This is a genomic window from Streptomyces sp. NPDC013317 (assembly GCF_055563155.1).
In genome coordinates this window covers 101,348-123,341 of sequence record NZ_JBVHDX010000001.1, presented here as the reverse complement: position 1 = coordinate 123,341, position 21,994 = coordinate 101,348, and the positions used below count along the sequence as shown (strand labels likewise).

At 70.8% G+C, this 21,994-nt stretch carries 16 protein-coding genes, 1 pseudogene and 1 riboswitch; of the genes and pseudogenes, 5 read left to right on the top strand and 12 right to left on the bottom strand.

Annotation, left to right across the window (positions count from 1 at the left end):
* Positions 1-114: 114 nt before the first annotated feature.
* Positions 115-396 carry an HPr family phosphocarrier protein gene (locus tag ACZ3IJ_RS00500; protein ID WP_361767649.1) on the top strand — a complete coding sequence of 94 codons (282 nt, stop codon included), beginning with the start codon at positions 115-117 and terminating at the stop codon, positions 394-396.
* Positions 397-648: 252 nt separating this feature from the next.
* Here ACZ3IJ_RS00500 and ACZ3IJ_RS00495 read toward each other — a convergent pair whose 3' ends face one another.
* The 4 genes from ACZ3IJ_RS00495 to ACZ3IJ_RS00480 form a co-directional block, all read right to left on the bottom strand.
* On the bottom strand, positions 649-1,332 hold the full coding sequence (locus ACZ3IJ_RS00495; RefSeq protein WP_467465421.1) for a GntR family transcriptional regulator: 684 nt from the start codon (positions 1,330-1,332) through the stop codon (positions 649-651).
* Between the two features lie 171 nt (positions 1,333-1,503).
* Positions 1,504-2,289, bottom strand: coding sequence for a M23 family metallopeptidase (locus ACZ3IJ_RS00490; protein WP_391801168.1), 786 nt, complete (start codon positions 2,287-2,289; stop codon positions 1,504-1,506).
* 13 nt (positions 2,290-2,302) lie between these two features.
* Positions 2,303-2,468, bottom strand: a riboswitch (cyclic di-AMP (ydaO/yuaA leader).
* 212 nt (positions 2,469-2,680) lie between these two features.
* Positions 2,681-4,048 (bottom strand): M16 family metallopeptidase, encoded by a 1,368-nt coding sequence (locus ACZ3IJ_RS00485; protein WP_467466240.1) that lies wholly within the window; start codon positions 4,046-4,048, stop codon positions 2,681-2,683.
* Between the two features lie 26 nt (positions 4,049-4,074).
* Complete coding sequence (locus ACZ3IJ_RS00480) at positions 4,075-5,436, bottom strand: M16 family metallopeptidase (protein WP_467465420.1); 1,362 nt, start codon at positions 5,434-5,436, stop codon at positions 4,075-4,077.
* 224 nt (positions 5,437-5,660) lie between these two features.
* On the opposite strand from ACZ3IJ_RS00480, the gene ACZ3IJ_RS00475 reads away from it, so the two are divergent.
* Positions 5,661-8,117, top strand: coding sequence for a DNA gyrase/topoisomerase IV subunit A (locus tag ACZ3IJ_RS00475; protein ID WP_467465419.1), 2,457 nt, complete (start codon positions 5,661-5,663; stop codon positions 8,115-8,117).
* On the opposite strand, the gene ACZ3IJ_RS00470 is transcribed toward ACZ3IJ_RS00475, so the two are convergent.
* Positions 8,114-9,181, bottom strand: a complete 1,068-nt coding sequence (locus ACZ3IJ_RS00470; protein ID WP_467465418.1) for a CobW family GTP-binding protein — start codon at positions 9,179-9,181, stop codon at positions 8,114-8,116. The two genes, ACZ3IJ_RS00475 and ACZ3IJ_RS00470, sit on opposite strands and share 4 nt — an antisense overlap.
* A gap of 277 nt (positions 9,182-9,458) precedes the next feature.
* On the opposite strand from ACZ3IJ_RS00470, the gene ACZ3IJ_RS00465 reads away from it, so the two are divergent.
* Together ACZ3IJ_RS00465 and ACZ3IJ_RS00460 are read left to right on the top strand one after the other, a co-directional pair.
* Entirely contained in the window at positions 9,459-11,261 is a 1,803-nt protein-coding gene (locus ACZ3IJ_RS00465; RefSeq protein ID WP_467465417.1) for a sensor histidine kinase, read from the top strand.
* Positions 11,258-11,911: pseudogene (locus tag ACZ3IJ_RS00460) on the top strand (response regulator); the annotation flags it as partial. The gene ACZ3IJ_RS00465 and the pseudogene ACZ3IJ_RS00460, both read left to right, overlap by 4 nt.
* A 116-nt stretch (positions 11,912-12,027) precedes the next feature.
* Here the strand turns inward: ACZ3IJ_RS00460 and ACZ3IJ_RS00455 are convergent.
* From ACZ3IJ_RS00455 to ACZ3IJ_RS00435, 5 genes are all read right to left on the bottom strand, one after another.
* Positions 12,028-13,626: a solute symporter family protein gene (locus ACZ3IJ_RS00455; RefSeq protein WP_467465416.1), complete on the bottom strand. Its 1,599-nt coding sequence runs from the start codon at positions 13,624-13,626 to the stop codon at positions 12,028-12,030.
* On the bottom strand, positions 13,623-14,138 hold the full coding sequence (locus tag ACZ3IJ_RS00450; protein WP_467465414.1) for a DUF485 domain-containing protein: 516 nt from the start codon (positions 14,136-14,138) through the stop codon (positions 13,623-13,625). The genes ACZ3IJ_RS00455 and ACZ3IJ_RS00450 overlap by 4 nt, the downstream gene beginning before the upstream one ends.
* 98 nt (positions 14,139-14,236) lie before the next feature.
* A complete protein-coding gene (locus tag ACZ3IJ_RS00445) occupies positions 14,237-14,977 on the bottom strand; it encodes a response regulator transcription factor (protein ID WP_467465413.1) in 741 nt (246 codons plus the stop codon).
* Complete coding sequence (locus ACZ3IJ_RS00440; protein ID WP_467465412.1) at positions 14,974-16,194, bottom strand: sensor histidine kinase; 1,221 nt, start codon at positions 16,192-16,194, stop codon at positions 14,974-14,976. The genes ACZ3IJ_RS00445 and ACZ3IJ_RS00440 overlap by 4 nt, the downstream gene beginning before the upstream one ends.
* Before the next feature lie 100 nt (positions 16,195-16,294).
* Positions 16,295-18,412 carry a DNA gyrase/topoisomerase IV subunit B gene (locus tag ACZ3IJ_RS00435; RefSeq protein WP_467465411.1) on the bottom strand — a complete coding sequence of 706 codons (2,118 nt, stop codon included), beginning with the start codon at positions 18,410-18,412 and terminating at the stop codon, positions 16,295-16,297.
* A gap of 432 nt (positions 18,413-18,844) precedes the next feature.
* Here ACZ3IJ_RS00435 and ACZ3IJ_RS00430 point away from each other — a divergent pair, with 432 nt between their 5' ends.
* The gene (locus tag ACZ3IJ_RS00430; RefSeq protein ID WP_137992866.1) at positions 18,845-19,075 is read left to right on the top strand and encodes a DUF7455 domain-containing protein; all 231 of its coding nucleotides are present in this window, start codon (positions 18,845-18,847) and stop codon (positions 19,073-19,075) included.
* Positions 19,076-19,179: 104 nt separating this feature from the next.
* Here ACZ3IJ_RS00430 and ACZ3IJ_RS00425 read toward each other — a convergent pair whose 3' ends face one another.
* Both ACZ3IJ_RS00425 and ACZ3IJ_RS00420 read right to left on the bottom strand, forming a co-directional pair.
* Complete coding sequence (locus ACZ3IJ_RS00425; RefSeq protein ID WP_467465410.1) at positions 19,180-19,998, bottom strand: S1 family serine peptidase; 819 nt, start codon at positions 19,996-19,998, stop codon at positions 19,180-19,182.
* 131 nt (positions 19,999-20,129) lie between these two features.
* Positions 20,130-21,677 (bottom strand): RNA polymerase sigma factor, encoded by a 1,548-nt coding sequence (locus tag ACZ3IJ_RS00420; RefSeq protein WP_467465409.1) that lies wholly within the window; start codon positions 21,675-21,677, stop codon positions 20,130-20,132.
* Between the last annotated feature and the right edge of the window lie 317 nt (positions 21,678-21,994).

Below are 21,994 nucleotides of genomic sequence, written 5' to 3'. Positions count from 1 at the left end.
AAGGTAAGGAGGACCGATCGGCCCTCGCGCGGGGGCCGGAGGTCGGCCACGAGCACCCCGCGGCCTGTGGGAGACTGGTCTAGACAACCCGCTTGAGACTTGAAGGGCAACACCATGGCTGAGCGCCGCGTCAACGTCGGCTGGGCCGAGGGCCTGCACGCCCGCCCCGCCTCCATCTTCGTCCGTGCCGCCACGGCCTCCGGCGTCCCCGTGACGATCGCCAAGGCCGACGGCAACCCGGTCAACGCCGCGTCGATGCTCGCGGTGCTCGGTCTGGGCGCGCAGGGCGGCGAGGAGATCGTTCTCGCTTCGGACGCCGAGGGCGCCGAGGTCGCGCTCGACCGTCTGGCGAAGCTGGTTGCCGAGGGGCTCGAGGAGCTTCCCGAGACCGTCTGACCCGATCTCCGAAGAAGCCGCGCACGCCGGAACACCGGCGGCGCGGCTTTTTCGTCCCCCCGATTCCGCGGGCACATTCCCTGCGACGCATCACGGACAGCGAATTGTGCACGGCGCGTCGCGCACTGCGCATTTCCGAGTGCCATTCCGGGCGGACGTCATTCCAGGCGGACGCCGATCCGGACAAGCACCATTCCGGGCAGGACAGAACCGGCCCGCGAAATTCAGTGCTCTTTGTATACGGCCCGCTCGTTAATTCCGGACGCTCGCGGTGTTTACGACATGTTGCGAAACCCTCACGCGCCCGTGCTCCGGGCGCTTCAGCCGGTGCAGCACCAGTGACCGCTCGGCGTGCGTCGCGGTCAGCGCACGGGCCCGCTCCGCGTCGCCGCGTGCCACCGCGTCCACGATCGCCCCGTGCTCGGCCCACGCCTCGGCCGGCTGGGCCGGGAGCTCGATCGCGTACATCCAGTCGATCTTGTGCCGCAGCTGGGTGAGCAGGGCGCTGAGCGCCGGGCTGCCCGAGGCCTGGGCCAGCGTCTCGTGGAACCAGCCGCCGAGCGGGCGCAGGTCCTCCGCCTGGCCCCGCCTGGCCCGCTCCTGCCCCAGCCTGACCAGGCCCCGCAGCACCTTGAGGTGCGCTTCGGTGCGGCGCTGCGCGGCGCGCGCGGCCCCCAGCGGCTCCAGCAGGGACCGGACGTCCAGCAGGTCCGCCGCCTCCTGCTCGGTGGGCTCGGCGACCTGGGCGCCCGCGTGGCGGCGGGTGATCACGAAGCCCTCGGACTCCAGGGTGCGCAGCGCCTCCCGGACGGGGACGCGGGAGACTCCGTAACGGCGGGCGAGCTGCTCCTCCGTCAGCCGGCTGCCGCGCGCGAAGACCCCGGTGACGATGTCGTCCCGGATCGCCGTGCATACAGAGTGCGCGGGAATGCGCATGTTCGACCTCCGCCTTGATCCGCGCGAAACCGGTTCTCCGGCGACTCTATTGCAGCAGGGCTTTGTTTCCGACGGCTCTCAAGGATCCATGGATATGTTTTCGGTCAGCGAAAAGCCCCGGCTCGGTACGAGCCGGGGCTTTTCTGAGAAGCCGGGAAAGACCTCGAACGGTCAGACGTTCACACCACGCGCGCGGAGGTACGCGATCGGGTTGATGTCGGAGCCGTACTCGGCGGTGGTGCGGGCCTCGAAGTGGAGGTGGGGCCCCGTGGAGTTGCCGGTCGAGCCGGAGATGCCTATCTGCTGGCCCGGGGTGACGGACTGGCCGACCCCGACACTGATGGCGGAGAGGTGACCGTACTGGGTGTACGTGCCGTCGTTCATCCGGATGACGACGTTGTTGCCGTACGCACCGCCCCAGCCCGCCTCGACGACGGTGCCGGAGCCGACGGAGACGACCTTGGTGCCGGAGGCGGCGTGGAAGTCGACGCCGGAATGGCTGCCGGAGGACCAGAGCGCACCGCCGGTCTTGTAGCCGGTGCTGACGTACGAGCCGGCCACGGGGAGCTGGAAGGAGTTCAGGCGCTTGCGCTCCGCCTCACGGGCGGCGCGCTCCTTGGCCTCGCGGATCTCCTTGGCGCGGGCCTCGGCCTTGCGCTTCGCCTCGGCCCTGGCACGGGCCTCCGCCTGGCGCTTCGCCTCGGCCTCGGCGGCCTCGCGCTCCTGGGCGGCGGCCTGGGCGTCGATGGTGTCGGCGAGCGAGTCGGCGGCGATGATCTGGGTCAGCCCGGTGTCCTCGACCGAGGGGGCAGCGTCCGCGTCGACGGCGAGTGCCGGGGAGGCGAGGGTTCCGATGACGCCGGTGGTGGCGAGGGTCGCGACGCCGGCGATGCCGGCGGTGCGGCGCGACAGACGACTCGGACCACGATGCTTCCCGGTGGCACGGGTGAACGCCATGTAGGGGCTGTTCCTTTCCTTCCTTCTCGCCTACCGGGTTAGCTGACGGGTTCGGAGCAGGAAGGTCTCCTACGGGCCCCTCCGCACGGGTGCGAAGGCGTCCGATTCACCCCAGGGACTTCGTGTGGGTCCCCGGCTCCCCAGGCTCGCGCCTGACGGGGACTCGGCGATGACTGTCCGATGCCGCGGGTGCGGCGGGTGCAACTGGCGAACAGCCGGATTGACGCTAAGCGGACCGTCTTTCAATCACCAAACAGACACGCCTGTTTGTAAGACATGCCACAGGCCATACAGCCACCGTCCGCAGCAATACGGACAAAGAGGAGGACCCCGACGTACCGTGACGTCGGGGTCCTCCGGTGCCGCCGGACGCGGCGGCACGGCGACTCGATCAGCCGGTGACGACGGTCACTTCGCCGAGGCCGAGGGCGCGTACGGGCTCCTCGATCTCCGACGCGTCACCCACGAGCACGGTGACGAGTCGGTCCACGGGGAAGGCGTTGACGACCGCGGCCGTCGCCTCCACCGTGCCGGTCTCGGCGAGACGCGCGTACAACTGCGCCTGGAAATCGTCCGGAAGGTGCTGCTCGACCTGGTCGGCGAGGGTCGCGGCGACCGAGGCGGCGGTCTCGTACTTGAGCGGCGCCACGCCCACCAGGTTCTGCACGGCCACATCGCGCTCGGCGTCCGTCAGACCTTCCGCGGCGAGGGTGCGCAGCACCTTCCACAGGTCGTCAAGTGCCGGACCGGTGTTGGGGGTGTCGACGGATCCGCTGATGGCGAGCATCGAGGCGCCGTTGCCCTCGCCGTCGGAGCGCAACACCTGGCCGAAGGCACGGACACCGTAGGTGTAGCCCTTCTCCTCGCGCAGGACACGGTCCAGGCGGGAGGTGAGCGTGCCACCGAGGCAGTACGTGCCGAGGACCTGGGCCGGCCAGACACGGTCGTGCCGGTCGGCGCCGACGCGGCCGATCAGCAACTGGGTCTGGACGGCACCCGGGCGGTCGACGATGACCACACGGCCGGTGTCGTCCGCCGTGATCGGCGGGACCGGGCGCGGCTCGGCGGTGTCGCCCGTCCAGGCGCCGAGCGACTCGGCGAGCACCTTGTCCAGGTCCACGTCGGTCAGGTCGCCGACGACGACGGCCGTGGCCGTGGACGGCCGGATGTGCGCGTCGAAGAAGGCACGGACGGCGGCGGCGTCGATCGGCTCCACCGTCTCCTCGGTGCCCTGGCGCGGCCGGGACATGCGCGAGTCCGCCGGGAAGAGCTCCTTGGAGAGCTGCTTGGCCGCCCGGCGGGCCGGGTTGGCCGCCTCGTGCGGGATCTCGTCGAGCCGGTTGCGCACCAGACGCTCGACCTCGGTCTCGAGGAACGCCGGCGCGATCAGGGCCTCGGAGAGCAGCCCGAGCGCCTTGGGCAGCCGGGAGACGGGGACCTCCAGGGAAACTCGTACGCCCGGGTGGTCGGCGTGCGCGTCGAGCGTGGCGCCGCAGCGCTCCAGCTCGGCGGCGAACTCCTCGGCGGTGTGCTGGTCCGTGCCCTCGGAGAGCGCGCGGGCCATGATCGTGGCGACACCGTCGAGGCCCGCGGGCTCGGCCTCCAGCGGTGCGTCGAGGAAGATCTCGACGGCGACGACCTGCTGGCCGGGGCGGTGGCAGCGCAGCACCGTCAGGCCGTTGTCCAGCGCTCCGCGGTCCGGGGCCGGGAAGGCCCAGGGCCGGGCAACCCCCGGCTCCGGCTGCGGGTGGAACGTCATGTTCGTCAAAGACGCGGCAGCGTCGGTCACTGGTCCGCTCCCTCTTCCTCGTCGCTGTCGGCCTGGTCGGCGTCGTTCTGTTCGGTGCCGACCGGCTCGTAGACCAGCACCGCGCGGTTGTCCGGGCGCAGCCGGGCCGCGGCGGCGGCCCGCACCTCCTCGGCGGTGACGTCGAGGACCCGGTTGACGGCGGTCAGGGCGAGCTGCGGGTCGCCGAACAGGACCGCGTAGCGGCAGAGTTCGTCGGCGCGGCCCGCGACCGTGCCGAGCCGGTCCAGCCACTCGCGCTCCAACTGGGCCTGCGCGCGCTCCATCTCCTCGGGCGTCGGGCCCTCGGCGGCGAACCGGGCCAGCTCCTCGTCGACGGCGGCCTCGATCACGGGCACCTCGACCCCGCCGGACGTCTTGACGTCCAGCCAGCCGAGCGAGGGCGCGCCGGCCAGGCGGAGGAGACCGAAGCCCGCGGCCACGGCCGTACGGTCGCGGCGGACCAGACGGTTGTGGAGCCGGGACGACTCGCCGCCGCCGAGGACGGTCAGGGCGAGGTCGGCGGCGTCGCACTCGCGCGTGCCGTCGTGCGGAAGCCGGTAGGCGGCCATCAGCGCGCGGGCCGGGACCTCCTCCTCGACGACCTCGCGCAGCTGCTCCCCGAGGACGTCGGGCAGCGTGCCGTCGCGCGGGGGCAGCTTGCCGTCGTGGGACGGGATGGAGCCGAAGTACTTCTCGATCCAGGCCAGGGTCTGCGCCGGGTCGATGTCGCCGACGACCGAGAGGACCGCGTTGTTCGGCGCGTAGTACGTGCGGAAGAAGGCCCGCGCGTCCTCCAGCGTCGCCGCGTCCAGGTCGGCCATGGAGCCGATCGGCGTGTGGTGGTAGGGGTGGCCCTCGGGGTAGGCCAGCGCGGTCAGCTTCTCGAAGGCCGTGCCGTAGGGCACGTTGTCGTACCGCTGACGGCGCTCGTTCTTGACGACGTCCCGCTGGTTCTCCATGGACTCGTCGTCCAGGGCGGAGAGCAGCGAGCCCATGCGGTCCGCCTCCAGCCAGAGCGCGAGCTCCAGCTGGTGCGTGGGCATGGTCTCGAAGTAGTTGGTGCGCTCGAAGCTCGTCGTGCCGTTGAGCGAGCCGCCCGCGCCCTGCACCAGCTCGAAGTGGCCGTTGCCGTGGACCTGCTTCGAGCCCTGGAACATCAGGTGCTCGAAGAGGTGGGCGAGGCCGGTGCGGCCCGCGACCTCGTGGCGGGAACCGACGTCGTACCAGAGGCACACCGCGGCGACCGGGGTCAGGTGGTCCTCGGAGAGCACCACGCGCAGGCCGTTGGCCAGCCGGTGCTCGGTCGCTGTCAGGCCGCCGGAGCCGGCCTCTGCCGTGGCCGTGTGACCCATGGGCATGTACGTCCCTTCGATCGCGATATGGAAAAGTCCTGCCACCCTATGCAAGCGCACCGGCACCTGGCGAAGTTCCCGCAGGTTCCCGGCGTCCCTCTTCCGGGTCGCGGGGGCGTCGCGCACGGCTGACGGCGGCCCGTACCCGGGTCGCGGTCGGCGTTGTCGGTGGGACGGTCCACAATGGTCCGCGTCAGATCAACCTTGTTGGTGAAGGAGCCGCAGCCGCGATGGCCCGCCGCAGCACGAAGACACCGCCGCCGGACGACGCGTTCGAGGAGAGGATCCTCGACATCGACGTCGTCGACGAGATGCAGGGCTCCTTCCTCGAGTACGCGTACTCGGTGATCTACTCCCGCGCGCTGCCGGACGCCCGCGACGGCATGAAGCCCGTCCAGCGCCGCATCGTGTACCAGATGAACGAGATGGGCCTGCGCCCCGACCGCGGCTATGTGAAGTGCGCCCGCGTCGTCGGCGAGGTCATGGGCAAGCTGCACCCGCACGGCGACGCGTCGATCTACGACGCGATGGTGCGCATGGCCCAGCCGTTCTCCATGCGCCTCCCGCTGGTCGACGGCCACGGCAACTTCGGCTCGCTGGGCAACGACGACCCGCCGGCCGCCATGCGGTACACCGAGTCGAAGATGGCCGCCGCGGCGCTCATGATGACGGAGTCGATCGACGAGGACACCGTCGACTTCTCGCCGAACTACGACGGCCAGGAGCGGGAGCCGGTCACGCTCCCCGCCGCGTATCCGAACCTGCTGGTCAACGGCGCGTCCGGCATCGCGGTCGGTATGGCGACCAACATGCCCCCGCACAACCTGGGCGAGGTCATCGCCGCCGCCCGGCACCTGATCCGGTACCCGAACGCGGACCTCGAGGCGCTCATGCGCTTCGTCCCCGGCCCCGACCTGCCCACCGGCGGCCGGATCGTCGGCCTGTCGGGCATCAAGGACGCGTACGAGACCGGCCGCGGCACGTTCAAGATCCGCGCCACGGCGACGGTGGAGACCGTGACGGCCCGCCGCAAGGGCATCGTCGTCACCGAGCTGCCCTTCACGGTCGGCCCCGAGAAGGTCATCTCCAAGATCAAGGACCTGGTCGGCTCCAAGAAGCTGCAGGGCATCGCGGACGTCAAGGACCTCACCGACCGCAACCACGGTCTGCGCCTGGTGATCGAGGTCAAGAACGGCTTCGTGCCCGAGGCGGTCCTGGAGCAGCTCTACAAGCTGACGCCGATGGAGGAGTCCTTCGGTATCAACAACGTGGCGCTGGTCGACGGCCAGCCGCTCACGCTGGGCCTCAAGGAGCTCCTGGAGGTCTATCTCGACCACCGCTTCGACGTGGTGCGCCGACGCTCCGAGTTCCGCCGGGGCAAGAAGCGCGACCGGCTGCACCTGGTCGAGGGGCTGCTCGTCGCCCTGCTCGACATCGACGAGGTCATCCGTCTCATCCGCTCCAGCGAGAACTCGGCGCAGGCCAAGGAGCGCCTCGTCGAGCACTTCTCGCTGAGCGAGGTCCAGACGCAGTACATCCTCGACACCCCGCTGCGCCGGCTCACCAAGTTCGACCGGATCGAGCTGGAGACCGAGCGCGACCGGCTCAACGGCGAGATCGACGAGCTGACCGGGATCCTGGACTCCGACAGCGAGCTGCGCAAGCTGGTCTCCGGCGAACTGGCCGCAGTGGCGAAGAAGTTCGGCACCGACCGGCGTACGGTCCTGCTGGAGTCGGCGGGCGCGCCGATCGCCGCGACGTCCCTGGAGGTCGCGGACGACCCCTGCCGCGTCCTGCTGTCCTCGACGGGGCTGCTGGCCCGTACGGCGACGGAGGAGATCCCGGCCGCCTCGGACGGCAAGCGCGCCAAGCACGACGCGATCGTCTCCGTGGTCCCGGCGACCCAGCGCGGCGACGTCGGCGCGGTGACCTCCGCCGGACGCCTGCTGCGGATCGCGGTGATCGACCTGCCCCAGCTGCCGAACACGGCCGCCGCGCCGAACCTGGCGGGCGGGGCGCCGCTGGCGGAGTTCCTCACCCTGGAGGACGACGAGACGGTCGTCTGCCTGACCACGCTCGACGAGGCCTCCCCGGGCCTGGCGCTCGGCACGCTCCAGGGCGTGGTGAAGCGCGTCGTGCCGGACTACCCGGCGAACAAGGACGAGCTGGAGGTCATCACCCTCAAGGAGGGTGACCGGATCGTCGGGGCGACCGAGCTGCGGACGGGCGAGGAGGACCTGGTCTTCATCACCTCCGACGCCCAGCTGCTGCGCTACCAGGCCTCGCAGGTACGGCCCCAGGGCCGACCGGCGGGCGGTATGGCGGGCATCAAGCTCGCCGAGGGCGCCGAGGTGCTCTCGTTCACCGCGGTGGACCCGGCTGCGGACGCGGTGGTGTTCACCGTCGCGGGCTCCACGGGCACGCTGGACGGTTCGGCCGCCACGTCGGCGAAGCTGACTCCGTTCGACCAGTACCCCCGCAAGGGGCGTGCGACCGGCGGTGTGCGCTGCCAGCGGTTCCTGAAGGGCGAGGACGTGCTGATCCTGGCCTGGGCGGGCGCCACCCCGGCGCACGCCGCGCAGGCGAACGGCACGCCGGTGGAGCTGCCCGAGGCCGACCCGCGCCGCGACGGCTCGGGCACCCCGCTGCCGAAGCCGGTCACGGTGGTGGCGGGCCCGGCGAGCTAGAGCGCGGGACCGGTCTCCGGACCGGTCTCCTGGTCGATCTCCTGTACGTACCGCAGGACGCCCCACATGCTGTGTTCGTCGGGGGCGTCCTGCGGGCCGTTCACGTGGCAGTCGACGAGCTCCTTGCGGAGCGCGTCGCCGTCGATGCCCGAGCCGATGAGGACGAGCCGGGTGAGCCGGTCCTCGCCGGCCGGCCAGGGCTCGGGGTAGAAGCGCAGGAACCTGCCGACGGCGTGCACGCCGTAGCGGTTGTCGGGGTCGGCGTCGCCGAAGTCCACCCATCCCTTGATGCGGTAGAGCCCCTCGGGCCGGGAGTCCAGGAACGTCATGAGCCTGCGGGGGTGCAGCGCCGTGCCGGAGGCGAGGGAGAGGGTCTCGTAGGAGGCGTGCGGGTGGTCGTGCGCGTCGTCGGGGTCGCCGTACAGCAGGTCCTCGATCGACATCTGGCCCTCGATCTCCCCCTCCGGGACGACCCTCTCGAAGAGGAGCTCGGGGTCGACGCGTCCGTGGGCGGCGCGGACCACCGCGGCGGGCCCCGCGAGCCGCGTGACGGCCTCGTGGACGGCGTCCAGCTCCCGCTCCCCCACGCGGTCGGCCTTGTTGACGACCACCAGGTCGGCGAGGGCGAGATGCCGGTCCGTCTCGGGGTGCCGGGCTCGCGTCCGCGTGAACTCGGCCGCGTCGACGACCTGCACGAGCCCGCCGTACACGATCCGCTCGTTGTCGCTGGCGAGCACCATCCGGACGAGCTCCTGGGGCTCGGCCAGCCCGCTGGCCTCGACGACGATCACGTCGAGGCGCATCTCGGGCCGGGTGAGGACCTCGAGGTACTCGTCCAGCTCGCTCACGTCGACGGCACAGCACAGGCACCCGTTACCGAGCGAGACGGTGGAACCGACCTGCCCTGCGACCGTCATGGCGTCGATCCCGATGTCCCCGAAGTCGTTGACCATGACCCCGATCCGGGTCCCCCGGGCGCTGCGCAGGAGATGGTTGAGCAGCGTGGTCTTCCCCGACCCGAGGAACCCGGAAAGGACGACGACGGGAATCTGCTGCCTACCCAAGGAAACCCCTCCGACCCGCAATTCACAAAGCCCCCAGAGTAGCCCGACCGCAGCACGATCCCGCCCCCCAGAGCCGCCGCGCCCCCGACCGGCCGCAGCCGCCGACGGCGATCCACCGCCCACGGGACGACCCGCACCTCTGCCCTCCCACCCGCACCGGTGGTGCGGGTGGAAGCCCCCAGCCCGGCCGAAGGCCAGGCGCACCCCCACCCGCCCCCTCCGCCCCGCGCCCCCGCACATTTCCGGTCCCAAGCCCCCTCCCCGTACCGTTCCTGCCATGAGCCCCGCACCGACCACCCCCGCGCGCCCCACCCCGCGCCGTCGGCGGTTCGGCTGGCCGCGGCGGGTCTTCGCGCAGGTCCTCCTCATGCAGCTGGCCATCGCCACCGGCGTCACGGTGCTGGCCACCGGCCTCTTCCTCGCACCGCTCAGCGACGAGCTCGACGACCAGGCCATGCGCCGCGCCCTCGCCATCGCCGAGACCACCGCCTCGCCCGAGGTCGCCGCCTCACTGCGCGCCTCCGGCCCCTCCCCCGTCGGCCCCGTGCAGGTCGAGGCCGAGCGGATCCGGCAGGCCACCGGCGCCGAGTACGTGGTCGTCATGGACACCCGAGGCGTGCGCTGGTCCCACACCGACCCCGCACAGATCGGCAGGATCGTCTCCACGGACCCCAGCGCCGCCCTCTCCGGGCAGGAGGTCATGGAGATCGACAGCGGCACACTCGGCCGCTCCGCGCGCGGCAAGGCGCCCCTGCGCGACGCGGACGGGACCATCGTCGGCGCGGTGTCCGTCGGCATCGAGTACGACAGCGTCCACGACCGGCTCCTGGGGGCGATCCCGGGGCTCCTCGCCTACGCCGGCGGCGCCCTGGCGGCCGGCGCCCTGGCCGCGTACCTGATCTCCCGCAGGCTTCAGCGGCAGACCCACGACCTCGCCTTCTCGGACATCTCCGCGCTCCTCGCCGAACGGGAGGCCATGCTCCACGGCATCCGCGAGGGCGTCGTGGCGCTCGACCGCGCCGGCCGCGTCCGGCTCATGAACGACGAGGCCCAGCGTCTTCTCGGCATCGGCCCCGAGGCCACCGGAAGCCCGCTGGAGGAGGCGCTCGGCTCCGGCCGTACGGCCGATGTGCTGGCCGGACGTGTCACGGGCGAGGACCTGGTGACCGTCCGGGGCCACCGTGTGCTGATCGCCAACCGCATGCCGACGGACGACGGCGGCGCCGTCGCCACCCTGCGCGACCGCACCGAGCTGGAGCGGCTCGGCCGCGAGCTCGACTCCACCCGTGGCCTGATCGACGCCCTCCGCGCCCAGGACCATGAGCACGCCAACAGGCTGCACACTCTCCTGGGCCTGCTGGAGCTGGAGATGCACGACGAGGCGGTGGAGTTCGTCACCGAGGTCGTCGGAGTCCACCGTGCCACCGCCGAGCAGGTCACCGAGAAGATCCACGACCCGCTGCTCGCCGCGCTTCTGGTCGGCAAGGCCACGGTCGCCGCCGAGCGGGGCGTCTCCCTGCGGATCTCGGCCGACTCGCTGCTCCCCGACCGGCTGGTCGACCCGCGCGAGCTGGTCACGGTCGTCGGCAACCTCGTCGACAACGCCCTGGACGCCGCCTCGGGCAGCGCCGACGCACGCGTCGAGATCGCCCTGCGGGCCGAGGGCCGCACCGCCGTCCTGTGCGTCACCGACAGCGGCCCCGGCGTCCCGCACGACCGGCGCGAACTCATCTTCACCGAGGGGTGGACCACCAAGGAGCCACCCGCCCACGGCAAGCGGGGCCTGGGGCTCGCTCTCGTCCGCCGGCTCGCCGAACGTCAGGGCGGCAGTGCCCGGGTGGACACGGGCCCGGACGGTGGCGCCGAGTTCACGGTCGTCCTCCCCGAGGCGCTGAACGAGCCGGAGCCCTCGACACGGCAGGAAGAACGACCGGAGTCCCCGCTCGGGGAGCCCGTACTCGACGCATCCGAGCGACACGCACCCGCGCTCAACGAGCCCGCACTCGACGTGCCCGCACTCGGCACGTCCCCGCTCGGGGCTTCCGCGCTCGGGGCTTCCGCGCTCAAGGAGCCGCAGTGATCGACGTCCTGGTCGTCGACGACGACCGCCGCGTCGCGCAGATCAACGGCGCCTATGTGGCGAAGGTGCCCGGCTTCCAGGTCGTCGCCACCGCCCACTCGACGGCCGAGGCGCTCGCCCGCCTCGCCGAGATGCCCGTCGACCTGATCCTGCTCGACCACTACCTGCCGGACGGGAACGGACTCGCGGTCGTACGGGAACTGCGGCGGCTGGGCCACCAGACCGACGTGATCATGGTGACCGCCGCGCGCGATGTGGCGACCGTGCAGGCGGCGATGCGCCACGGCGCACTGCAGTACCTGGTCAAGCCCTTCGCCTTCGCCGGACTGCGCGCCAAGCTGGAGGCGTACGCGGCGCTGCGCGACACCCTCGACGGCGGCGGCGAGGCGGAACAGGCCGAGGTCGACCGCATCTTCGGCGCCCTCTCGGCGGGCGCGGTGGCGCCCGACCTTCCCAAGGGGCACTCCCCCACCACCGCAGAGCTGGTGCGGCAGGTGCTGCTCGCCGCCGACGGAGGCCTGTCGGCGCAGGAGATCGCCGAGCGGGCGGGTGTCAGCCGGCAGACCGCCCAGCGCTATCTCAAGCTGCTCGAACGGACCGGCCGGGTGCGGCTCTCGCTGAAGTACGGCGAGACGGGCCGCCCCGAGCATACGTCTGGGCGAAGTCCACCGGCTGAGCCCGTAGCGTCCGTACCGCCAGTTCAGACCACCGGCCCCACACCGCCAGTTCACACCAACAGTTCACACCACCGGTTCACACCAACAGTTCACACCGCCCCGGCGCCGGTCAGCGCCCTGACCTCCGTCTCCGCGTGCCTGGCGACGTCCGGGGGCTCCGAGGAGGTGACGGTCCCGATCCAGCCGGCCAGGAAGCCGAGCGGGATGGAGACCACCCCCGGGTTCTGGAGCGGGAACACCTGGAAGTCGACCCCTGGGAAGAGCGCGTCGGGGCTCCCGGAGACGACGGGCGAGAGCACGACGAGCAGTACCGCCGGGACAAGCCCCCCGTACACCGACCACACGGCGCCTCGTGTGGTGAAGTTCCGCCAGAACAGCGAGTACAGCAGTACGGGCAGGTTGGCGGACGCGGCGACCGCGAAGGCGAGACCGACCAGGAACGCCACGTTGAGGTCGCGGGCGAGCAGGCCGAGTCCGATCGCCGCCGCGCCGATGCCGGCCGCGGCGAGCCGCGCCACGGTCACCTCGCTGTACGGCTTCGCGCGCCTCCCCCGGCGGCGCAGTGAGGCGTACAGGTCGTGGGCGACGGAGGCGGAGGAGGCGAGGGTGATGCCGGCGACGACGGCCAGGATGGTCGCGAAGGCGACGGCGGCGACGATCGCGAAGAGCACCGTGCCTCCGGTCGAACCCGCTCCCCCGCCGAGATCGAGGGCGAGCAGCGGTACGGCGGTGTTCCCGGCCGCGTTGGAGGCGCGGACGGCGTCGGGGCCGATGATCGCGGCCGCGCCGAAGCCGAGGACGATCGTCATCAGGTAGAAGCCGCCGATGAGCCCGATGGCCCAGACGACGGAACGTCGGGCGGCCCGCGCGGTCGGCACCGTGTAGAACCGGGACAGGATGTGCGGGAGGCCCGCGGTGCCGAGCACGAGGGCGACACCGAGGCTGATGAAGTCGAGCCGTGCGGTCCACTCACCGCCGTAGCGCAGGCCGGGGGCGAGGAAGTCCCGTCCGTGGCCGCTGCGTTCGGCGGCGGTGGCGAGCAGGTGGTTGAAGTCCCCGTGGAAGCGGAGCAGGACGAGCACGGTGAGGGTGATCGTGCCGGCCATCAGCAGGACGGCCTTGACGATCTGGATCCAGGTGGTGGCCCGCATCCCGCCGAGCGACACGTAGATCACCATCAGGGCGCCGACGCCGATCACGGTCCAGGAACGGGCGGCTTCGCTGGTGCCCCCGAGGAGCAGGGCGACCAGACTCCCGGCGCCGACCATCTGGGCGACGAGATAGAGCACGGAGACCGTGACGGAGGAGGTGCCGGCGGCGATCCGGACGGGGCGCTCGGCCATCCGGGCCGCGACGACGTCGGCGAGGGTGAACCGGCCGCAGTTCCGGACCAGTTCGGCGACGAGGAGCAGCACCACCAGCCAGGCGACGAGGAATCCGACGGAGTAGAGCATGCCGTCGTAGCCGAAGAGGGCGATCAGTCCGGAGATGCCGAGGAAGGAGGCGGCGGACATGTAGTCGCCGGCGATGGCGAAACCGTTCTCCAGTGGGGAGAAGAGCCTGCCGCCCGCGTAGAACTCCTCGGCCGAACCGCGCCGGTTGCGGCTCACCCCGGTGGTGATCCCGAGCGTCACCGCGATGAACACGCTGAACAGCAGCAGCGCGAGTGTCTGGTGGTCGCCGTTCACCCTCGGCCTCCCCGTGTCATCTCCTGTGCCCGCGTCTCGTCGAACACCGTCCAGCGCAGCTCCAAGGCGGCGCGGTCCCGCCGCAGCCGGGCATGCCGGGCATAGGCCCAGGTCAGCAGGAAGGTGGTGAGGAACTGCCCGAGCCCGGCGAGCATCGCGACGTTCACCATCCCGAGGACGGGCCGGGCCATCAGTCCGGGTGCCGCCGTCGCCGCCACGACATAGGCGAGGTACCAGATGAGAAAGGCGAGGGCCGCCGGGATCACGAACCGCCGGTAGCGGCTGCGCACTTCCTGGAAGGCGGGGCTGCGCTGGACCTCCAGGTAGATGTCGGCGGCCGCGTGGCGACCCTGCTGCTGGCGCGGTACTGCCCCGGTCGGCGCCGCGCCAGGTTCTGCCTCGGCGGCGGGCGTCTCCGTGTCGGCCGACTCGCCCCAGCCGGAAGCGAGCGCGTCGTACCAGGGGTCGTCGATCCGCACCGCGGGGGCGCCCGGCTCTTCGTCCTTCTCCACCGCTGAACTCTCCTTGTCAGCGAACCGTTTCGGCCGCGTGCCCAAGGATGGACAGAGCGGGAAGATCCCGGACTCTTCTCCCTCCTCACTTCACCCCATCAGGTGATGGTTCTCCCAGGTGGTGCGCCGAGCCCGTGCTGATATGCGTACCGGACCGCCTGCGCCCTGTCCCGCACCCCCGCTTTGGCGAAAAGATTGTTGATGTGCGTCTTCACGGTGGCGGTGGAGATGCTCAATCGGGCGCCGATCTCCTGGTTGGAGAGGCCGTCCGCGACCAGGGCGAGCACCTCGGCCTCGCGGTCGGTGAGCCCGTCGGGCAGCGGATCCGCCCGCCGCCGTGAGCCGCTGGACAGGTCGCGGGAAGGTCGTCCTCCTCTCTCGGGCTGGGTCATCAGCTGTTCCAGGAGGCGCCGTTGGACGGAAGGCGCGAGTCCGGCCCGTCCGTCGAGCACGTCGTGCACGGCCCGTACGATCTCCTCCCCTCCGGCGTCCTTGGTGAGATAACCGCGCGCTCCCGCCCGGAGGGCCGGGAAGAGCGAATCGTCGTCGGCGTACGTGGTGAGGACGACGATCTCGGTGTCCGGGTGTTCGGCGCGGATCCGCCGGGTCGCCTCCACGCCGTCGCAGCGAGGCATCCGAAGGTCCATCAGCACCACATCGGGCGCCAGTTCGGCGGTCAGGGCGACGGCCTCCTCGCCGTCCCTGGCGGCCCCGACGACCTCGATGCCGGGCAGCAGCCCCAGGACGAGCACGATGCCCTCCCTCACCATGGACTGGTCGTCGGCCACGATCACCCGCGCCACCTTGCGGTCGCCGTACCGCTCCTCAGGGGCGCTCATGCCGGCACTCGCAGCCGTACCGCGAAGCCGCTGCCTTCGGGCCCCGCGTCCAGCGTCCCGCCCAGCAGTTCGGCGCGCTCCCGCATGCCGAGCAGTCCGTATCCCGAGCCGGAGGTGCCGAGCCCCGCCGCCCCGGCCGCGCCGGCCACACCGACCACGCCAGGCGTCGTCCCGGGCCTGTCAGGGGCGACTGGTGCCCCCGAATCCCGTATCTCCAAGGCGACCTCCCCCTTCTCGTAGGTGAGCAGCAACCGTGTCCTGGCCCCGGGTGCGTGTTTGCGAACGTTGGTGAGGGCTTCCTGTGCCACTCGCCGTACCGCTTGCGAGGCTTCCGCCGGAAGGTGTCTGCGGGCGCCGATCACCTTGACCTCGGCCCTGTCCTCGCGCGCCAGCTCCAGCAGATAGTCCTCCACCGGCACCATGTCGCCGCGCAGCGCGGAGAGCGCCTGCCGGGTCTCGGCGAACCCTTCCCGGGCCATCGAGCGGGCGGCCACCACCCGTTCCAGGATCGTCTCCCGCTCGGCGCCCGCCTCTATCTGCAGCCTGGCCGCCTCCAGGTGGACCATCTGCGCGGAGAGGCTGTGCGCCAGGACGTCATGGATCTCGCGGGCGATTCTGGCCCGCTCGGCCAGGGCCGCGGAGGCCGCCTCGGCCTCGCGTGCCGCGCGCTCCTGGGCCAGCAGCCGGAACCCGGCGCTGCGGGCCTCGCCGTCCAGGCGGAGGGAGTACCCGGTGAGCAGTACGGCGGCGGTGGTGACTCCGGCCCCCAGGACCCCGGTCTCGTCCGCGTCCACGAATCCCCCCGAGAGGACGAGCACGGTGACGAAGGCGACGAGCAGCGGCAGCCGCTCCATGGCGGTCACGGAGACGACGATCCAGAGCAGGGTGGCTGCCACGTCGGCTCCGGCGACATGCGCCGCGAGGCCGAGGCCGGCGACGGCGGCCAGCAGCCCGAGGGAGCCTGCGAGCCGGTTGGCGAGGGTCGCCCGATGGTAGGCGGCGATCAGGGCCGCCGCGAGGACAAGCCCCGGTGGGACCATCGCTCCGTACCAGCCGGGGAAGGCGCCCGACCGAAAGGCGCTGACCACGATCCCGCCGCTGATCGCGGCGAGCAGCAGTCCGTCGAGCACGAGGCGGCCCCGTGGCACGCCGACCCGGGTCAGCGCTTCCGGCGCGGGCCATGCGAGCCAGCGGGCTGTCGACTTGTTGCTTTTCACGTCCGTCCCCCTCCGTCGCTTCGATGCTACGGAGCGGGAGGGCGGCTGTGATCGGCTCAGGGGTGGAGCCTGGTGGCTCCACCCCTGGGTGGACAGTCGGCTAGGCGTCGATCCGCGAGCGGTCGAGCGTCGCCGCGGAGCTGGTGATGAACTCCTTGCGGGGCGCCACGTCGTTGCCCATGAGCAGGTCGAAGATCTGCTCGGCCGAGTCGAGGTCGCCGATGTTGATCCGGCGCAGGGTCCGGTGGCGCGGGTCCATCGTGGTCTCCGCCAGCTGGTCGGCGTCCATCTCGCCGAGGCCCTTGTAGCGCTGGATGGCGTCCTTGTAGCGGACGCCCTTGCGCTGGTACTCGAGCAGGGTCTGCCGCAGCTCGTTGTCCGAGTAGGTGTAGACGTACTTGTCCTGGCCCTTCTTGGGCTGGACGAGCTCGATGCGGTGCAACGGCGGAACCGCGGCGAAGACCCGGCCCGCCTCGACCATCGGGCGCATGTAGCGCTGGAAGAGGGTCAGCAGCAGGCAGCGGATGTGCGCGCCGTCGACGTCGGCGTCGACGAGGAGCACGATCTTGCCGTAGCGGGCGGCGTCGATGTCGAAGGTGCGGCCCGAGCCGGCTCCTATGACCTGGATGATCGCTCCGCACTCGGCGTTCTTGAGCATGTCCGAGACGGAGGACTTCTGGACGTTGAGGATCTTGCCCCGGATCGGCAGGAGCGCCTGGAACTCGCTGTTGCGGGCGAGCTTGGCGGTGCCGAGCGCGGAGTCTCCCTCGACGATGAAGAGCTCGCTGCGCTCCACGTCGTCGCTGCGGCAGTCGGCGAGCTTGGCGGGGAGCGAGGAGGACTCCAGCGCGGTCTTCCTGCGCTGTGCCTCCTTGTGCTGGCGGGCCGCGATGCGCGTCCTGGCGGCCGCGACGGCCTTCTCCAGGACGGCGCGGGCCTGCGCCTTGGCGTCACGCTTGGTCGAGGTCAGGAAGGCCTTCAGCTCCCGGGCGACCACGGTGGCGACGATCCGGCGGGCGGCCGAGGTGCCGAGGACCTCCTTGGTCTGCCCCTCGAACTGCGGCTCGGCGAGCCGGACCGTCACGACGGCCGTGAGGCCTTCCAGGGCGTCGTCCTTGACGATGTCGTCCTCGGCGACGCGCAGCATCTTGGCGGAGCGCAGGACCTCGTTCACCGTCTTGGTGATGGCCTGCTCGAAGCCGGAGACGTGGGTGCCACCCTTGGGGGTGGCGATGATGTTGACGAACGACCTGACCGTCGTGTCGTAACCGGTGCCCCAGCGCAGGGCCACGTCGACGCCCAGCTCGCGGGTGACCTCGGTGGGGGTCATGTGCCCCCGGTCGTCGAGGACCGGGACGGTCTCCTTGAAGGTGCCCTGACCCGTCAGCCGCAGCACGTCGCACACGGCCTTGTCCTGCGCGAGGAACTCGCAGAACTCGCTGATGCCGCCGTCGAAGCGGAACGTCTCCTCGCTCTTTCCGACACCCTCCAGGTCCCGCTCGTCCCTGACCACGATGGTCAGGCCCGGCACCAGGAAGGCGGTCTGGCGGGCGCGCTGGTGGAGGTGGTCCAGGGAGAGCTTGGCGTCCTTGAGGAAGATCTGGCGGTCCGCCCAGTACCGCACGCGGGTACCGGTGCGGGTCTTGGGGACGCGCTTGCCCTTCAGCAGCCCGTTGCCCGGGTCGAAGGGGCTGTCGGGGCCCTGCTCGGTGAAGATGCCCGGGACACCGCGGCGGAAGCTGATCGAGTGGGTGGAGCTGTTGCGGTCCACCTCGACGTCGAGCCTGGCCGACAGCGCGTTCACCACGGAGGCGCCCACGCCGTGCAGACCGCCGGAGGCCGCGTACGAGCCGCCGCCGAACTTTCCGCCGGCGTGCAGCTTGGTCATGACGACCTCGACGCCGGACAGCCCGGTCTTGGGCTCGACGTCGACCGGGATGCCCCGGCCGTTGTCGCGCACCTCGACGGAGCCGTCGTCGTGGAGGATCACGTCGATGTGGTCGCAGTAGCCGCCGAGAGCCTCGTCGACCGAGTTGTCGATGATCTCCCAGAGGCAGTGCATCAGGCCGCGGCTGTCGGTGGACCCGATGTACATGCCAGGGCGCTTGCGGACCGCTTCGAGCCCTTCGAGTACGAGCAGGTGCCGCGCGGTGTAGTTGGAACCGTCACGGTCTGCGGTCAGCAGCGCACTGGACGGCACGGACGTTTCGGCGGTCACGCGGTTCGCTCCTCGCTGAATTTGAAAACTGGCCCGGTGGGGTAAGGCCCGGCGTCGGTCACCGGTCAGAGGGTACCGATGCCTGGTAGAGCCGTTGTCACGCCACCCTCCTGATTTCTCATGCTAGTGCAGAGTCGCATGGGTGTTCGATCCCTCGATGGGGTGACGTGAACATCACGTTCCCTTCCGCGCATGAACCATTTAGGCTCCGGGCACGTCCTCATGAACAACCGGCAACCCAGCCGGGAGGACGAAACCGAGACAAGCAATGCGAAATCCGTAGAGCGACGCAATACGGCTCATTCGCCGCCAACCGGCAGCAGCAGCCACCTCGGGAAGAAGTTTCGAGGAAAAGCCACGAGCGGGAACGTTTTCGGCCTGGTTGGATGTTGACCCTGGTACGACAGCTCGTCGAGCTAGAGAAGAGGCGACGTGACTACTGTTCTGACCCCCGCGAGCCCCCTGACGGCCGCTGACCGCTGCGACCGCTGCGGCGCCCAGGCGTACCTGCGCGTCGTCCTGACCAGCGGTGGTGACTTGCTCTTCTGTGCCCACCACGGGCGCAAGTTCGAGCCGGAACTCAAGAAGATCGCCGCGGAAATACAGGATGAGACGGACCGGCTCACCGACGTGCCGGCCAAGGCAGTAGACGAGGACCGCTGACGCCTCGCATTCACGACGAGCCATGGGCCGGTCGCTGACCGGACGACGGGCGGCCACCCCCGCGTTCAGGGGGGTGGCCGCCCGTTCTCGCGCCGCCCCGAGGCTCAGAAGTTCGCCGGCAGCACGGTCGAGACGCGGGTGTAGACACCCGGGTTCTCGGCCTGACCACAGCCGCTGCCCCAGGACACCAGGCCGATGAGCCGCCCTCCGGCCACCAGCGGCCCGCCGCTGTCGCCCTGGCAGGCGTCCTTGCCACCCTGCGGGTCACCCGCGCACAGCATCGTGTCGGCGCGGTAAGCGGTCCCGAAGCCGCTGGGGTAGGCACGCTCGCACGCGGTGTCGGGCAGGACCTGGACACGCGCCGCACGGAGCGCGGAGGCGTAGGTCCCGTTCCCGGTGGTGTCCCCCCATCCGTACACGTCCGCAGCCGTCCCCGGCGCCTCGGCCGCGTCACCGGCGCGGGCCGGTGTGATCACGTACGAGTCGGGAAGTGGGGTCGCCAGCGTCAGTACGGCCAGGTCGTTGGCGTTGGCCGTCGGGTCGTAGTCAGGGCTGATCCAGGTGCCGGTGACCCGGACCTCCCGCCCGCCCGTGCCGCCGAGGGCGCTGCGGCCCGCGATGACCTTGAAGTCGGCGAGCTCCCAGGGCTCGCCGCCCAGGACGTCCCGGCCCAGGCAGTGGGCGGCTGTCAGCACCCGCGTGGGCGCCACGACCGCTCCCCCGCAGAACTGACCCGCCCGCGTACCTCCGAACCGGTCACGGCTGGAGAGGGCCACGGCCCAGGGCGCGTCCGCGATCTGGGCGGGCTGCCCGCCCACCACGACACTGTCGGCGGCCGCGGGAGCGGCGGCGGCGAACGGCCCGGCCGCCGTCGAGATCAGGCCCAGTGCAGCGGTGACTGCTCGGGCGATGGGGCGACGCATAGAGCCTCCTGACTCTCCGATGATGTCGGTTAACCCAGCGTCGTGCAGAGACCCGCGCAGTGCACCTCGCAAGGCCGAAGGGCCCGGTTCCCTCTCGGGGAACCGGGCCCTTCGGCTCGTACGACCGCGGATCAGTCGAGGTAGTCGCGCAGCACCTGCGAACGGGACGGGTGGCGCAGCTTCGACATGGTCTTCGACTCGATCTGGCGGATGCGCTCACGCGTCACGCCGTAGACCTTGCCGATCTCGTCCAGCGTCTTCGGCTGGCCGTCGGTGAGGCCGAAGCGCATGGAGACCACGCCCGCCTCACGCTCGGAGAGCGTGTCGAGGACGGAGTGCAGCTGCTCCTGGAGGAGTGTGAAGCTGACCGCGTCGGCCGGGACGACCGCCTCGGAGTCCTCGATCAGGTCACCGAACTCGCTGTCTCCGTCCTCACCCAGCGGAGTGTGGAGGGAGATCGGCTCGCGGCCGTACTTCTGGACCTCGATGACCTTCTCCGGGGTCATGTCGAGTTCCTTGGCCAGCTCCTCCGGGGTGGGCTCGCGGCCCAGGTCCTGGAGCATCTGGCGCTGGACGCGCGCCAGCTTGTTGATGACCTCGACCATGTGCACCGGGATACGGATGGTGCGGGCCTGGTCGGCCATGGCGCGGGTGATCGCCTGGCGGATCCACCAGGTGGCGTACGTGGAGAACTTGTAGCCCTTGGTGTAGTCGAACTTCTCGACCGCACGGATCAGACCCAGGTTGCCTTCCTGGATCAGGTCCAGGAAGAGCATGCCGCGGCCGGTGTAGCGCTTGGCCAGCGAGACCACGAGTCGGAGGTTGGCCTCCAGCAGGTGGTTCTTGGCGCGGCGGCCGTCCTCGGCGATGATCTCCAGCTCACGCTTGAGCTTGGGCGCCAGCTTGTCGGAGTTCGCCAGCTTGTCCTCGGCGAACAGACCGGCCTCGATGCGCTTGGCGAGCTCGACCTCCTGCTCGGCGTTGAGCAGCGGGACCTTGCCGATCTGCTTGAGGTAGTCCTTGACCGGGTCGGCGGTGGCACCGGCGACGGCGACCTGCTGCGCCGGAGCGTCGTCCTCGTCCTCGTCGGACAGGACGAAGCCCTTGTTCTCGCCCTCGGCCTCCTCGTCCTCACCCTTGCCGGGCGCGACGTCCTCGAGGAGCTCCTCGCCCTCGACGACCTCGTCGGCGTCCTTCTTGGAGGCGGTCTTCTTGGCCGTGGTCTTCTTGGCGGCCGTCTTCTTGGCCACCGTCTTCTTGGCCGCGGTCTTCTTGGCGGCCGCCTTCTTGGCCGGGGTTCCGGCCTCGTCGGCCGGGTCCGCGCCCTCTGCCGCCGGAGCCGCCGCGGCGGCCGAGACGGTCTTCGTCACGGTCGTCTTGGCGGTGACGGTCTTGGTGGCGGTGCGCTTGGCCGGGCTCTTCGCTGCGACGCTCTTGCGGGCGCGCTTCGGCGACTCCGCTGCACTGACCATCAGCGTCACACCCTCTTCCTCGAGGATCTGGTTGAGGCTGCGCAGAACATTCTTCCACTGGGTTGGCGGAATCTGGTCAGCCTCGAAGGCCCGACGCACGTCATCGCCGGCGATCTGCCCATCAGCCTTTCCCCGCTCGATGAGCGCCATCACAGACTCGGACTCGGCGATCTCCGGCGGGAGCGTACGGGATGTGCTGGCCGACACGAACAACCTCTCGGAACGATGGAAAACGGCTTCCGGCCCCGCCCATGATCGGGCCGGAGCCGACGACCGTCGACGGGGAATGTGCCGACGGCGCGGGCTGGACCGGGGAACTGCACAGCGCCTGACACGGCTGCTGTATTCCTTCCTCGGCTGTCACCTCTTAGGTCATCGCACGACTTCGAAGAGTGTTACGCCCAATCCGCGTGGCCCGAGTCACACCCCATGTACGACTAATCGGTCAGAACGGGTGTTCGTGGCGCATTCGCGCCGCCGGAACCCCCGCGGCCCCGGGGATCACACCATGATCCCCGGGTTCC

Excerpts from the sequence above, each read along its gene's own strand:
- ACZ3IJ_RS00500 (WP_361767649.1), top strand. The coding sequence starts at position 115 with ATGGCTGAGCGCCGCGTCAACGTCGGCTGGGCCGAGGGCCTGCACGCC.
- ACZ3IJ_RS00495 (WP_467465421.1), bottom strand. The coding sequence starts at position 1,332 with ATGCGCATTCCCGCGCACTCTGTATGCACGGCGATCCGGGACGACATC.
- ACZ3IJ_RS00490 (WP_391801168.1), bottom strand. The coding sequence starts at position 2,289 with ATGGCGTTCACCCGTGCCACCGGGAAGCATCGTGGTCCGAGTCGTCTG.
- ACZ3IJ_RS00485 (WP_467466240.1), bottom strand. The coding sequence starts at position 4,048 with ATGACGTTCCACCCGCAGCCGGAGCCGGGGGTTGCCCGGCCCTGGGCC.
- ACZ3IJ_RS00480 (WP_467465420.1), bottom strand. The coding sequence starts at position 5,436 with ATGCCCATGGGTCACACGGCCACGGCAGAGGCCGGCTCCGGCGGCCTG.
- ACZ3IJ_RS00475 (WP_467465419.1), top strand. The coding sequence starts at position 5,661 with ATGGCCCGCCGCAGCACGAAGACACCGCCGCCGGACGACGCGTTCGAG.
- ACZ3IJ_RS00465 (WP_467465417.1), top strand. The coding sequence starts at position 9,459 with ATGAGCCCCGCACCGACCACCCCCGCGCGCCCCACCCCGCGCCGTCGG.
- ACZ3IJ_RS00445 (WP_467465413.1), bottom strand. The coding sequence starts at position 14,977 with ATGAGCGCCCCTGAGGAGCGGTACGGCGACCGCAAGGTGGCGCGGGTG.
- ACZ3IJ_RS00425 (WP_467465410.1), bottom strand. The coding sequence starts at position 19,998 with ATGCGTCGCCCCATCGCCCGAGCAGTCACCGCTGCACTGGGCCTGATC.